The sequence below is a fragment of the Sphingomonas sp. LH128 genome (genome assembly GCF_000293195.2).
In the GTDB taxonomy this organism is placed as follows: Bacteria; Pseudomonadota; Alphaproteobacteria; order Sphingomonadales; family Sphingomonadaceae; genus Novosphingobium; species Novosphingobium resinovorum_A.
Genome location: NZ_ALVC01000072.1, coordinates 25,813 through 39,045, shown reverse-complemented (window position 1 = coordinate 39,045; position 13,233 = coordinate 25,813). Strand labels below are relative to the sequence as shown.

The window sequence follows — 13,233 nt, the reverse complement described above, 5'->3', positions numbered from 1 at the left end:
GCCTTCCGGCGCGGCGGTGATGCCCTGTTCGGCGAGCAGTTCGGCCATGCGGTCGCCGTCATAGACGTTCATCTGGCAGCCGAAGCTCTTGACGCGGTAGGTCCGGGGAGTCGCAGTCGTTTGCATCGCGCGCCGTTAGCGCAAAAGGGTGGGTTTGGACAGGGGGACTGCCTTTTATCCTCCCTGTCGCGCAGCGATGGGGAGGTGGCAGCCCGCAGGGCTGACGGAGGGGTTTCCCCCTCCACCACTCGCTGCGCGAGCGGTCCCCCTCCCCATTGCTTCGCAACAGGGAGGATGCAACAAGGCCCGCAACGGGGCGCATCCGGAAAGGCCGGTTTCGGCTCAGCATTGAGGATGGCGGACGAAAGGGCTTGCCAGGGAGCTTGTTCGGGATGTCTGAGCCGGCTGTGCAATGACGATGTGGTGATCTCGCAGCCTGACATTGCCCCGAGCGTTTCGGGCGTTATGATTTATGCCATGACCGCCAAGCTCCCGCCGCTGGCCTGTGCCGTCCTCCTTCTCGCCGCCTGCTCGCGCAGTGACGAGCCCGCTCCCGTTGCCGTAGCGCTCGAGCACATCGACTGCGCCGTGGGAGGAGAGCCCGAACTCAAGCCCGCCTGCTCGGTGGAGCGGGTCGAGAAGGACGGTGCGCTCACGCTTGTCGTGCACCATCCCGATGGTGGTTATCGCCGGTTCGCGGTCGCGAAGGGCGGTGCGGGAGTGACCACCAAGGACAGCGCCACGCCGCCGAAGGTGCGCCTTGCCGGCGACCGGCTCGACGTTACCGTGGGCACCGATCGCTACCTCTTTCCCGCGACGGTGAAGCACGATGCCCCGCGATAGGCAGATTCTTACGGCCGCGCAGATGCGTGCGGCGGAGCAGGCGTTGATCGACGCGGGCACCAGCGTCGATGCGCTGATGCAGGTGGCGGGGCGTGGCGCTGCCGAATGGATCTGGCGCATGGCGGGGCGGCACAAGGTGACGGTGCTCTGCGGCCCGGGCAACAACGGCGGCGACGGCTACGTCATTGCCGAGGCCATTCGCGAGCGGGGTGGCCATGCCGTCGTCGTCGCGGCGGCCGAGCCTGCCACCGACGCCTGCCGCAAGGCGCGCGCCCTGTTCGGCGGAGACGTGGTCGAGACCGATTCCGAGGCGAAGGGCGAAGTGCTGGTCGATTGCCTTTTCGGCACCGGACTGACGCGGCCGTTGTCTCAGGAGCACCTCGCCTTGCTCACGCGGCTGGCCGAAACGCATCCGCGCTGTGTGGCGGTGGACATGCCGAGTGGGGTACAGTCCGATTCGGGCATGCTGCTGGGTGAGGGTTTGCCCGCCTACGACCTGACCATCGCGCTCGGCGCATGGAAATTCGCGCATTTCCTGATGCCTTCTAGCGCCCGGATGGGGCGGCTCCAGCACGTGCCGATCGGCGTCGACGCGGTGCGGGGGGCTGCCCTCGCAGTCGCGCGACCGCAGTTGCGCGCTCCGGCACCGGATGCGCACAAGTACCGGCGCGGGCTGCTGGCGGTCGTCGGCGGGGCGATGCCCGGCGCGGCGGTGCTCGCAGGAATCGCGGCGCAGCGGGCAGGGGCGGGCTACGTGAAGCTCTTCGCCGAGAGCAAGCGCAATGTGCCTGCCGACCTCGTCGTCGATCAGGGTGCGCTGAGCGAGGTGTTGGCCGACGATCGCAACACGGCGGTGCTGGTCGGGCCGGGCTTGGGGCGTGATGCGACCGCGCGCGAACGGCTGGCGGTGGCTCTGGCGGATGGGGTGCCGGTGGTGGTCGATGCCGATGCGCTGGTTCTGCTGGCGCCGCGTCACCTCGCAGGGCGCGAGGCCTCCGTCATCGCCACGCCGCACGAAGGCGAACTCGTCGCGCTGGAGCGGGCTTTCGATCTCGACGGTGCGGGGACGCGGCCCGAGCGTGCTCTCGCGTTGGCGGCCGCGAGCGGGATGGTGGTCGTGGCCAAGGGGCCGGATACGGTGATCGCCGCGCCCGACGGCAGGCTCGCCTGCGCGGTGCGGGCAAGCTCGTGGCTCTCAACTGCGGGCACCGGAGATGTGCTGGCGGGGGTGATTGCCAGCCGTCTCGCCACGGGACGGGAGGGGTTCGACGCTGCCTGCGAGGGCGTCTGGCTACACGGCGAGGCGGCGCGGCTTTGCCCGCCTGCGTTCACGGCGGGGCAACTGGCCGAGGCGGTGCCGCTGGCGCTTGCGGCGTGCCTGTAACTTGCGAGTCGCGCCAAGCGAGAGCATAGGCGCGCGACCATGACCGAATCCGAAGAGATCCTGCGCATCGCCTCCAAGGGCGACGGCGTCACCGCGTCCGGCCGTTTCGCCTGGGGCGCCGCGCCCGGCGACAAGCTGCGCATCGACGACACGCTCGAATGGGGGCCGCACCACGTCGAGCCGCCTTGTCGGCACTTCGGGCAGTGCGGCGGGTGCCAACTGCAGCAGCTCGACGAAGAAAGCCTGACCGCCTTCGTCGAGGCGCGCGTGGCCAATGCCGCCGCCTCGCAGGAATTGGGGACGCAGGCGCTCGCCGCGCCGCATCTCTCGCCGCCGTCGTCGCGCCGCCGGGCCTCGCTGCGCGCGGAAAGCTCGGGCGGGCGCGTGGTGATCGGCTTCCGCGAGGCGAAGTCGCACCGGCTCGTCGAAGTGCAGGAATGCCACGTCCTCGTGCCCGAGATCGTCGCGTTGCTGGGGCCGCTGCGCAAGCTGCTCATCACCATGGGCAAGGCCGCGCCCGTCAAGAAGGGGCGCCATGGCAGGCCCGCGCCTGGCAAGGTGCAGGCGCGCATGGCCGCCGACATCGAGATGACGCTGGTGGACCAGGGCATCGACCTCGGCGTCAAGGGCCTCACCGCCGAGGGCCTTGCGGCCACCGAGGCGATGCTGGATTTCGCGCGCGAGCACAAGCTGGCGCGCTTGACCATGGACGGCGGCTATGGCTTCGAGACGGTGTGGGAGCCGGTGCCCGTCACGGTGACGCTCGGCGGCGTCAAAGTGCCGTTTCCCCCGGGCACATTCCTGCAGGCGACGCTCGACGGCGAGGAGGCACTGGTGAGCGCCGCGCGTGAATGGCTGGCTGGGGCGCCGACGGTGGCGGACCTGTTCTCGGGGCTCGGCACCTTCGCCTTCGCGCTGGCGGGACCGGAAACCAAGGTGCTGGCAGCCGAAGCCGCGCGCGAGGTGCACTATGCCTGCAAGGCGGGCGCCGACCGCGCGCAGTTGCCGGTGTTCAGCGTCCACCGCGACTTGTTCCGCAATCCGCTGCAGCCCGACGAACTGAGCCGATTCGCCGCCGTCGTTCTCGATCCGCCGCGTGCCGGCGCGCGCGAGCAGGTGGACTGCATCGCCGATTCCACCGTTGGCCGCGTGGTCTATGTCAGCTGCAACCCGTCAAGCTGGTCGCGCGATGCGGCGCGGCTGGTCGAAGCGGGCTTCCGGCTGGTGGAACTGCGTCCGGTCGGCCAGTTCCGCTGGTCCACTCACGTAGAACTGGCGAGCTATTTCGAGCGCGGTTAATCCGCGCCCATTTGCGCCATCATGTCCATGAAATCGCGCGCGGCGTTGCGTTCGTCCTCGGTCTCGAACGCGACGTCGAGGTCGGGCGCGGAGCCGAGGATGTACATGAAGGTCCAGAGCGCGAAGCGGCGGCCCTTGTCCTGCTCCATGCCGAAATCGACCTTCATCCGCTCCACCCCGGCCTCGATTGCGGCGGGGGTGACGGTGGAGAGGTCTTCGGTGGCGAAGTAGCGGCGCAGCTGGTCGTCGAAATCCATGGTGCCGTACTAGCAGGGGTTCAGCTGCGGTTCCAGCCGCAGCACCCGCAGAACACCGGATAGGCGACCGCGCCCCAGGCACTGGCGATGAAGCCTATGAAGAACACGCTCCAGCCCAGTCCCCAGTTTTCGCCGAGAACGACGTCCGCCAGCGCTGCCAGCGTGATGCCGATGAAGAACAGTTCCACGCCGATGAAGACGATCTTGAACGGCTTCAAGGCAGGGACGGGCATTCCCTTTTCCATGGCTATACTCCCGAAGTTTCTTATCCTTGTATCGGGAATATATCGCGCAACCGTTGCCGGTTCCATCGGGAGTTTGCGGCACCGGGCGTTCAATCCCGGGACGAAAGGACTTTGGCGAAGGCCGCCGCATCGGTATTTCCGCCCGAGAGGATGACGGCGCTGCGCTCCCCCAACTCCACCTTGCCCGCCAGCACCGCCGCCAGCGCCGCCGCGCCGCCCGGTTCGAGGACGAGGCGCAGCTTCGCGAAGGCGAGACGCTGGGCCGCGCGGACTTCGGCAGGCGTCGCCACCAGGCCGAACGGGCAACGGTCCTTGAGGATCGCGAAGTTGATCGGCCATGTGGCGGGCGTCTGCAGGGCGTCGCAGGCGGTGGGCGGCGCATCGGGGCCGACCGGCACGATGGTTCCGGCGGCGAGGCTGCGGCACACGTCGTCCCAGCCTTCGGGCTCCACCGGCACGATCCGGGCATCGGGGCAGGCGAGGGCGAGCCCCGCCGTCAGCCCGCCGCCGCCGCAAGGCGCGACGATCAGGTCCGGCCCGGCAAGGCCCTGCTCGGCCAGTTGCGCCGCGATCTCGAGGCCCGTGCTGCCCTGTCCCTCGATCACCCACGGGTCGGCATAGGCGTGGACCAGCGTGGCGCCGCGCTCGGCGCAGAGGGCTTGCGAGACTTCGTCGCGGTCCTCGCCGCCGGGGCGGTCGTAGAGCACGACTTCGGCGCCGAGCGCGCGGGTGTTGGCCAGTTTCACCTCGGGCGCGTCCACCGGCATGACGATCGCCGCCCTGATGCCGAGACGCCGCGCGGCCCAGGCGACGCCCTGCGCGTGATTGCCGCTGGAGACGCCGACGACGCCGCGTGCGCGTTCCTCGTCGGTCAGCACGGAGAGGCGGTGCCAGGCGCCGCGGATCTTGAAGGCTCCGACCGGCTGCAGGCTCTCGGCCTTGCACCAGATCGTTCGGCCATCAACCTCGAGCGGGAGCAGCGGCGTGCGGGGCAGGATTTCGGCCACTTTGCGGGCGGCGAGGGCGATGCCTTCGGGCGTGGGCGTGCGCTGGGTCATGGCGCGGGTGTTAGCCTGCGGGGCGCCGGGCGCAAGGGCTTGGGGTAGCTTGAGGCACGGACCTTATCCTCCCTGTTCCGCAGGAATGGGGAGAGGTACCGCACGCGTAGCGGGTGGTGGAGGGGGAGAAACCCCTCCGTCAGCCCTGTGGGCTGCCACCTCCCCATTCCTGCGGAACAGGGAGGATAAGGCGGCATCTTTCCATCACGTCTCCCGTTTCAGAAATTGAACCCCAGTGAAACCGAGGCGACATTGTCGTTGCTGTCGTCGGCATCGGGCCGGAAGCCATGCTGGTGGAGATAGCCGACCTCGAGGTTCACATTCTTCGCCAGCGGGGTCGTCACGGCGATCATGTTGCGCATACGCTCCTCGCCCTGGACGCGCTGGAAGTTCGTTTCGTTGAGGTCGATGAAGCTCTCGTGGCTGAGTACCAGCGCGGTCTTGCTGTCCTTGCGGAAGGGCAGGACATATTTGACGTAAGGGCGCAGCCGGTAGGCGGTGCCGCCGATGCCTTCGCGCCAGCGTTCCTCGACGCGCAGGCGGGCGCTCAGCTGCCCGGGGCCGATCTTCACGATATTATCGAAGGTCACCTGCTGGCGGCCGCGGTGTTCCATCACCGAGAAATGGCCGGCTTCATAGTTCGGATCGTGGGTATAGCCGACCCACACGGTCACCTTGTCGGCCACCCTGTAGCCGATCAGGGAGTTCGATTCGACTTCGTAGAGCCCGTCGCGATCGTCGCTGAAGCGCCCGATCACTTCCTGTGAAAAGCGCCACTTGTCGCCCAGCTTTACCGTCGCGGTGCTGCCCAGCCAAAGCTGCTCATCCTCCGATGCGCAGGCGGGCGCGGCGATGAAGACCACCGCGAGCGTGCATAGGCCATGGATGATCGAGCGCATTGGTTATCTCCCTCCCGAATGGAGTGCGCCGACTATGACTCAATTGTGACAGTTTAATGTCTGTAAGTATTCTGCAGTATGACTCTTTGGTTACAGTCAGCGAAAAAAGCTGCGTGCTCAGCGTGGCCAGTTCCGGGAGCGCGAGGGCAATGGCCCCTCTCTTTTCCCTTTTAGCCTTCAGGTCCGCGAAAGTCGCACCATCTGGTAATATCCCAAAGGCCCGCGCCAAACCTCCAGTTCCAACCCCTGCTCATGCGCGACGCGGCCCACCACGTCGGCAAGGTCCAGCCGGGGCGTGACGTGGAAGCGAGCCAGCCAGCCGAGCAGCAGCTTGCGCAAGGGGCCGGGCAGGCCGGAGCAGTCGCCGAAGTCCACGACGTGCAGCCGTCCGCGCGGAGCAAGCGTCGCGGCGGCCTGTGCAAGCGCGGCCTGCCAGTCCGGGATCATCGAGACGGCGTAGGATAGCATCACGCGCTCGAAGCCTTCGCGGCCCAGCAGCGCGGCGGCGTCGAAGCGGGTGGCGTCGCCCAGCGCCAGTGTGCCGTTCGTGCCCAACGTCTTGCGCGCGGCGCGCAGCATCTCGCTGGAGATGTCGAGGCCGAACAGCTTCACCCCGCGCCACGTTCTGCCGACATGCGCGAGATTGCGGCCGGTGCCGCAGCCGATCTCCAGCACCGCCATGCCGGGCTTGGCGTCGAGTTCGTCGATCAGGCGGTCGCGGCCGAACAGGTAGTATTTGCGGGTCAGGTCGTAGATCGGGCGCTGCCAGCGGTAGATGCGATCCATCAGCGCGGCGTGGTCGGGGGCGAGAGTTGCCATGCGGCTCAGCCCTTGAACACGTAAAGGTGGACGCCGCCGTAGATCGACGAGCGATCGGCCAGCGTCGCCGTCTGCGACTGCTCGACGCGGTAGTCCCAGCGGTCGAGGATGGCATCGGGCACGCGGCCGGGAAGGAGCGAGGGTTCGGCGGCGGTGCGGAACAGGACGCGGGCGCCGGGCTTCGCGGTGCGGGTGATCTCGGTCCACAGTTCGGTAAGCTGCGCGTCGGTCATCCAGTCCTGCGCGTCGAGCAGGACGTAGCGGTCGTAGCTGGCGTTGTCCGCTGCGGCGAGGACATGGGTGAAGTTGGCGTGGCGCAGGTCCAGCCGGTCGAGCCGGTCGCGGACCAGCGGCAGGTTGGCTTCCTGCAGGTACGGGGGCAGGGGGGCCTCGGTGCCCTTGCCGTAGCCGCGCGAGAACGCCTGCCATGCAAAGTAGTTGTCGTTAACCGGGAAGTGGCAGGCCAGCTTCTCCAGCCGGCCGCGCAGCACGTCTGCCATCGACTGGCCGCCCGCCAGCGCGTCGTACTGCGCAGGGGGGATGCCGAGGCCGAACAGCGAGGCGGGGTGCTTGGCCAGCCAGCGCACGAAGCGGCGTTCGAACACCGGGGCGAAGCGCTCGTCGAAGATGCGGCGCTGTTCTTCCATCGATGCAGCGTCGAGGATTTCGGCGGGGTTCACCTTGTGCAGTTTCGCGATGACGTGCGCTGCGCCGATGAAGCCGCCGAGCAGCCCGTGGCGATAGACGCCGCGCGTGAAGGCGCCGATGCGGCGGCGGCCGACGAGGTCGCGGCCTTCCCAGTAGCGGCGGGTGGCTTCGTCGAGATGCGGGGCGAGCTTCTCGCGGTAGAGGGCGACGTTCTCGGCACGGTCGGCCTCGGCGATGAAGCGGCGCACTTCGGCATGGCTGAGGTGGCGCACGGCGGCGTGCTTCAGGTTGTTGAGCGCGATGTGCGCGGTGTTGAGGTCCACCACGGTGATGCCCGCCGGGTCCGCGGTCAGATACGACAGCGCGTTGCAGCCGCCGCTGGCGATGGTGATGATGCGGCTGTCGGGCGTGATCTCCATCGCCGCCATGTCGGCGACCGGGTCCTCCCAGATCTGCGCGTAGACGAGGCCCTTGAAGGCCATGGCGAAAGCCTTGTCGAGCAGCTTGCTCTTGCGCGATGCTTCGTCGCGGACGACCGCGTTCTCGATGAGATTTGAACGGTTGCCGGAAAGAGGGCTGGTCATGGCACTGGCTCCTGCGAAGGGATGCGGCGCGGATGACACCGTGGGGTGACCGGGTGATGACGGGTTGAAGGCGGTTTATGACACTTCGGGGCGGCCTGTGCGGCGTTTGCGGTTGCGTTGTGTGCCGTTAGCGTGCCTTTGGGTGCCGTTATGTGCACCTTGGGTGCCGGACAGTTGAGTTGTCACAGAACGGCCCTATATGGCCCGCTTTCGATTGGCCTCGTTCAATCGGCAAGGCGCATTGGAGACAGGTTGATGAGCAAGGTTCTGGTGATCGGTGCGGGCGGCGTCGGATCGGTCGCGGTCCACAAGATGGCGATGAATCCCGATATCTTCTCGGACATTCACCTCGCCAGCCGCACGGTCTCGAAGTGCGAGGCGATCGCGGAATCGGTCAAGGCGCGCACCGGCGTGACGATCGGCACTTACGCCATCGACGCCGATGACGTGGCGGCGACCTCGGCCCTGATCCGCGAGATCGGTCCGAAGCTGGTGGTTAATCTTGCCCTGCCTTATCAAGACCTTGCGATCATGGATGCCTGCCTTGCGACCGGCACGCACTACATGGACACCGCGAACTACGAGCCCAAGGACGTGGCCAAGTTCGAGTACCACTGGCAGTGGGCCTACCAGGAGCGCTTCAAGGAAGCGGGCCTGATGGCGCTGCTCGGTTCGGGCTTCGACCCGGGCGTCACCAGCGTCTTCGCGATGTGGCTCAAGAAGCACAAGCTGAAGACCATCCGCACGCTCGACATCCTCGACTGCAACGGCGGCGACCACGGCCAGGCTTTCGCGACGAACTTCAATCCGGAAATCAACATCCGCGAAGTGACCGCGCCCGCCCGCCACTGGGAGAACGGCGACTTCGTCGAGACCCCGGCGATGGCCAAGAAGGTGAGCTTCGACTTCGAGGGCGTCGGCCCCAAGAACATGTACATGATGTACCACGAAGAGCTTGAAAGCCTTGCGAAATTCCTGCCGGAAATGGAACGAGGCCGCTTCTGGATGACCTTCGGCGATGCGTATATCCAGCACCTCACCGTGCTGCAGAACGTGGGCATGACCCGCATCGACCCGGTGATCTACAACGGCGTGGAAATCGTGCCGCTGCAGTTCCTGAAGGCGGTCCTTCCCGAGCCTGCATCGCTTGGTCCCACGACCAAGGGCAAGACCAACATCGGCGACATCGCGACCGGCGAAGCGCTCGACGGTTCGGGTGAAAAGACGTTCTACATCAAGAACATCTGCGACCACGAAGACGCATATGCCGAGACTGGCAACCAGGCCGTCAGCTACACCACCGGCGTGCCCGCGATGATCGGCGCGGCCATGGTCGTGACGGGTGCATGGTCGGGTGAGGGCGTGTTCAACATGGAGCAGTTCGATCCCGATCCCTTCATGGACATGCTCAACAAGCACGGCCTGCCGTGGACCGTCGAGGAACTGTCTGAGCCGCTTCCGTTCTGATGGGCGGCCGCTCGCGCCTCCTGTTCCTGACCGCGCTGGGTGCGCTGGCGCTGGGTGGCTGCACCCCCGCCGAAGCGCCCCAACCCGGCCCTGTTGCGCCCGGGCCGGTCACGCCCACGGCGCCGACCGGTCCCGCCGAGCCTGCAGGCAACCAGTCCTATGCGCGCGACATGAACGCGGCGGACAAGGCGGCCTGCACCTCCGGCGGTGGCACGGTGCAGCGGCGCGGCATGCTCGGCATGGAAATGTGCGTGCACGCTTACGCGGACGCGGGCAGGCAGTGCACCGATTCCGCGCAGTGCGAGGGCAAGTGCGTGGGCAGCGCGGGTTCGGTAGCGCCGGACAAGGCGGCGACCGGGCAATGCCAGGCCGATGATCGCCTGTTCGGCTGCTATGCGGAGATCAAGGGCGGCAAGTCCGCCTATGCGATCTGCGTCGACTGAGCGGCATGAACTGGTCCTTCGTCGCGCCCGTGGCTTTGCTGGCGGGCTCCAACCTGTTCATGAACACGGCGTGGTATCTCCACCTCAAGGTGCCCGGAAAGGCGCTGTGGGTGGCGATCGCGATGAGTTGGGGCATCGCCTTCTTCGAATACTGTCTGGCCGTTCCCGCCAACCGGATCGGCAGTTCCGCCTATTCGCTCGGCCAGCTCAAGGTCATGCAGGAGGCTTTCTCGCTGCTGGGCTTCGTGCTCGTGGCCTGGGCGCTGTTCGGGCAGAAGCCGGGCTGGAACGAGATCGTCGGCTTCTGCCTTGTCGGGGCAGGGGCGTGGTTCATCTTCAAAGGCCCGCTGGGCTGACTTGGGACTAAGCATCATGGAAACCAGAGCCGGCGATCCGGGCGCTTTCGCGAACTTCGACCTGTCGCGCGTCGACAGTCCCGCCTTCGTGGTCGATGCGGCCAAACTGCGTTCCAACCTGCGCATCCTGAGCGACATTGGCGAACAGTCTGGCGCGAAGGTGCTGTCGGCGCTGAAGGCCTTCTCGATGTGGTCCACCGCGCCGATCGTGGGCGAGTATCTCGACGGCGTCTGCACTTCGGGCCTGTGGGAAGCGCGCCTCGCCTCGGAATTCTACGACGGCGAGATCGCCACGTACTGCGCGGCTTACAAGGCGGAGGACATGGACGAGATCCTGCGCCTCTCCGACCACGTGATCTTCAACTCGCCCGCCCAGATCGAGCGCTTCTGGCCCTTCATCGAAGGTGCCCGCGCGCGCGGAGAGAGCTTCGACATCGGCCTGCGCGTCAACCCGCTGCACCCCGAGGGTGAAGTCCCCAAGTACGACCCGAGTGCCCCGCATTCGCGCCTCGGCTTCCCGATCGACCAGCTTACCGAGGACCATGTCGGCCTGATCGACGGCATCCACTTCCATAACTTGTGCGAGCAGGATTTCGAGCCGCTCAAGCGGACGTGGGACAAGGTTTTCGACTTCCTCGAGCCGTTCTTCGGCCAGCTCAAGTGGATCAACATCGGCGGCGGCCACCACGTCACCCGCGCGGATTACCAGCGCGAGGAATTGATCGAATTCCTCGCCGACATGGCCGAGGATACCGGTGCCGAAATCTACATCGAACCTGGCGAGGCGGTTGCGCTGGACGCCGGGATTCTGGTGGGCACCGTGCTCGACGTGGGCTGGAACGGCATGCCGGTGGCGATCGTCGACATTTCCGCCACCTGCCACATGCCCGATGTGATCGAGGCGCCGTATCGCCCCGCCATGCTTGGCGAACGCGGCGAGGATGAAGCCGAGGCCATACGTCTCGGCGGCCCGTCGTGTCTCGCGGGCGACGTGATCGGCGACTATGTGCTGCCGGCCGATCCCGAAGCCGGACAGCGCTTCGCGTTCCTCGACCAGGCGCATTACTCGATGGTCAAGACGACGACCTTCAACGGCGTGCCGTTGCCGTCGATCTGGCTGTGGGATTCGGAAACCGACGCGCTCGAATGCGTCCGCCGGTTCGATTACGAGGACTTCCGCGGCCGTCTGAGCTGATCCCCGGAGGTATCCTGACGCGGGCGTTAAGCATGAAAGGGGCGGGTGTCTGCGAAGCTGCAACCACCCGCCGTGCCCATGATGCAGCCAATCCCGTTAAGGCGAATCGTCCGGGACCGATCCTGCGCCTTGCCGCGTTGCAAACGATGACACGGACGGCCTGACTGTCACTGGGGTGTCATCACGCTGCAATGGAGTGGATCAATGCAAACCGCTGCAGAAAAACGGAATTTCCTGAGATCGTACGCCCGGTTCGGCGCCTTCTTCCGGCTAGATGACGTTTTTGTGAAAGTCCCCGTTTTTCACTTGCGATTCATGTCCTGAGCCTTATATCCCGCCCCTCGCTGCCCCATGGGGACTTCCAAACCGCAAGGCAGCTCTTGTCTGTTAACACACCGTTTGGGGGTCCCTTGAGTTGCACGCATTCCTCGACGCACCGGCCGTAGCGCGCACCCTCGCGCCTGACGAACCAGTCATTCTGAACCGCCCGCATGCTGCGGCGCGCGCTGCCCGATTCTTCGCCACGAAGTTTCCGGGCAAGTCGCTCTATGCGGTGAAGGCGAACCCGTCGCCCGACCTCGTCCAGATCCTCTGGGACAACGGCATCACGCACTACGACGTCGCCTCGATCACCGAGGTGCGCATGGTGCGCGGCGTCCTGCCGGACGCGACCCTGTGCTTCATGCACCCGGTCAAGACCGCCAGCGCGATCCGCGAAGCCTACTTCCAGCACGGCGTGCGCACCTTCAGCCTCGACACCCTTGAGGAAGTCGAGAAGATCGTCGAAGCCACCACCGATGCCGAGGGCAACACCGCCACCGACCTGCGCCTCTGCGTGCGTCTGCGAGTGTCGTCCGAGTATTCGGAACTGAGCCTCGCGTCGAAGTTCGGCATCGACGTTGCCGATGCGGGCGAACTGCTGCAGGCCACCCGTCAGGTCGCCGACTGGCTGGGCGTGTGCTTCCACGTCGGTTCGCAGGCGATGACGCCGTTCGCCTACGTGCAGGCGCTCGAGCGCGCCCGTGCGGCCATTGCAGCCGCTGGCGTGGTCATCGACATGGTCGACGTCGGCGGGGGCTTCCCCTCGTCGTACCCGGGCATGGAACCGCCGCCGCTCGAGGACTACTTCGCGATCATCCACCGCCACTTCGAGGCGCTGCCGATCGCCTACAACGCAGAGCTGTGGTGCGAGCCCGGCCGCGCGCTGTCAGCCGAGTACAACTCGCTGATCGTCAAGGTCGAGAAGCGTCGCGGTGACGAACTGTACATCAACGACGGTGCTTATGGCGCGCTCTACGATGCGGCGCACGTCGCGTGGCGCTTCCCGGTCAAGGCCATCGGCCGCATCGACAAGAATGGGGACGGCGAGCGTTCGTCGGAACTGAAGGAGTTCTCCTTCTACGGCCCGACCTGCGACGATGCCGACTTCATGGAAGGCCCCTTCCTGCTCCCCGCCGACATCAAGGCGGGCGACTGGATCGAGGTCGGCATGCTGGGCGCCTATGGTGCCGCCATGCGCACGACGTTCAACGGCTTCGGCGGCGGTGAGGTCGTCCTGGCCCAGGACGAGCCGATGGCCAGCCTCTACACCGGCCGCAAGGATCCGCGCGTTTCGGACAACGTCGTCTCGCTGCGCTGATCCGATCAGTTACGAATAACGAGAGGCCCCCGGGACCGACGGTTCCGGGGGTTTTCGTTTGCGTGGGCGATTGGGGCGATCTTAACACTCCGCGGGC

General features: G+C 66.5%; 15 protein-coding genes. 8 read left to right on the top strand and 7 right to left on the bottom strand.

Going from position 1 to position 13,233, the window contains the following annotated elements:
- Window positions 1–126: (dimethylallyl)adenosine tRNA methylthiotransferase (locus LH128_RS31995; RefSeq protein WP_008828850.1), on the bottom strand; the 126-nt coding region annotated here is incomplete at its 3' end.
- Between the two features lie 351 nt (window positions 127–477).
- Between LH128_RS31995 and LH128_RS06760 the strand changes: the two genes are divergently transcribed.
- Genes LH128_RS06760 through LH128_RS06750 form a run of 3 tightly spaced genes read left to right on the top strand, consistent with a single transcriptional unit; the run spans window position 478 to window position 3,526 of the window.
- Window positions 478–843: a hypothetical protein gene (locus LH128_RS06760; RefSeq protein ID WP_037518184.1), complete on the top strand. Its 366-nt coding sequence runs from the start codon at window positions 478–480 to the stop codon at window positions 841–843.
- On the top strand, window positions 830–2,227 hold the full coding sequence (locus tag LH128_RS06755; RefSeq protein ID WP_008828848.1) for a bifunctional ADP-dependent NAD(P)H-hydrate dehydratase/NAD(P)H-hydrate epimerase: 1,398 nt from the start codon (window positions 830–832) through the stop codon (window positions 2,225–2,227). The genes LH128_RS06760 and LH128_RS06755 overlap by 14 nt, the downstream gene beginning before the upstream one ends.
- A 39-nt stretch (window positions 2,228–2,266) precedes the next feature.
- The gene (locus LH128_RS06750) at window positions 2,267–3,526 is read left to right on the top strand and encodes a class I SAM-dependent RNA methyltransferase (protein WP_008828847.1); all 1,260 of its coding nucleotides are present in this window, start codon (window positions 2,267–2,269) and stop codon (window positions 3,524–3,526) included.
- Here LH128_RS06750 and LH128_RS06745 read toward each other — a convergent pair.
- The 6 genes from LH128_RS06745 to LH128_RS06720 all read right to left on the bottom strand — a co-directional run bounded on the left by LH128_RS06745 (window position 3,523) and on the right by LH128_RS06720 (window position 8,036).
- The gene (locus tag LH128_RS06745; protein WP_008828846.1) at window positions 3,523–3,783 is read right to left on the bottom strand and encodes a hypothetical protein; all 261 of its coding nucleotides are present in this window, start codon (window positions 3,781–3,783) and stop codon (window positions 3,523–3,525) included. The genes LH128_RS06750 and LH128_RS06745 overlap by 4 nt on opposite strands.
- Before the next feature lie 20 nt (window positions 3,784–3,803).
- A complete protein-coding gene (locus tag LH128_RS06740; protein ID WP_008828845.1) occupies window positions 3,804–4,028 on the bottom strand; it encodes a hypothetical protein in 225 nt (74 codons plus the stop codon).
- Between the two features lie 89 nt (window positions 4,029–4,117).
- The gene (locus LH128_RS06735) at window positions 4,118–5,086 is read right to left on the bottom strand and encodes a threonine ammonia-lyase (RefSeq protein WP_008828844.1); all 969 of its coding nucleotides are present in this window, start codon (window positions 5,084–5,086) and stop codon (window positions 4,118–4,120) included.
- A 218-nt stretch (window positions 5,087–5,304) separates the two neighbouring features.
- Complete coding sequence (locus LH128_RS06730; protein ID WP_008828843.1) at window positions 5,305–5,985, bottom strand: DUF2490 domain-containing protein; 681 nt, start codon at window positions 5,983–5,985, stop codon at window positions 5,305–5,307.
- Between the two features lie 177 nt (window positions 5,986–6,162).
- A complete protein-coding gene (locus tag LH128_RS06725; RefSeq protein WP_008828842.1) occupies window positions 6,163–6,804 on the bottom strand; it encodes a class I SAM-dependent methyltransferase in 642 nt (213 codons plus the stop codon).
- 5 nt (window positions 6,805–6,809) lie between these two features.
- Window positions 6,810–8,036, bottom strand: a complete 1,227-nt coding sequence (locus LH128_RS06720) for a DUF3419 family protein (RefSeq protein WP_008828841.1) — start codon at window positions 8,034–8,036, stop codon at window positions 6,810–6,812.
- 255 nt (window positions 8,037–8,291) lie between these two features.
- Here LH128_RS06720 and LH128_RS06715 point away from each other — a divergent pair, with 255 nt between their 5' ends.
- From LH128_RS06715 to LH128_RS06695, 5 genes are all read left to right on the top strand, one after another.
- On the top strand, window positions 8,292–9,503 hold the full coding sequence (locus LH128_RS06715) for a saccharopine dehydrogenase family protein (RefSeq protein WP_008828840.1): 1,212 nt from the start codon (window positions 8,292–8,294) through the stop codon (window positions 9,501–9,503).
- A complete protein-coding gene (locus LH128_RS31300; RefSeq protein ID WP_008828839.1) occupies window positions 9,503–9,946 on the top strand; it encodes a hypothetical protein in 444 nt (147 codons plus the stop codon). The genes LH128_RS06715 and LH128_RS31300 overlap by 1 nt, the downstream gene beginning before the upstream one ends.
- A gap of 5 nt (window positions 9,947–9,951) precedes the next feature.
- Window positions 9,952–10,302 carry a DMT family protein gene (locus tag LH128_RS06705; RefSeq protein WP_008828838.1) on the top strand — a complete coding sequence of 117 codons (351 nt, stop codon included), beginning with the start codon at window positions 9,952–9,954 and terminating at the stop codon, window positions 10,300–10,302.
- Window positions 10,303–10,318: 16 nt separating this feature from the next.
- Entirely contained in the window at window positions 10,319–11,497 is a 1,179-nt protein-coding gene (locus LH128_RS06700) for a carboxynorspermidine decarboxylase (protein ID WP_008828837.1), read from the top strand.
- Window positions 11,498–11,912: 415 nt separating this feature from the next.
- Window positions 11,913–13,136, top strand: coding sequence for a type III PLP-dependent enzyme (locus LH128_RS06695; protein ID WP_008828836.1), 1,224 nt, complete (start codon window positions 11,913–11,915; stop codon window positions 13,134–13,136).
- Window positions 13,137–13,233 lie beyond the last annotated feature (97 nt).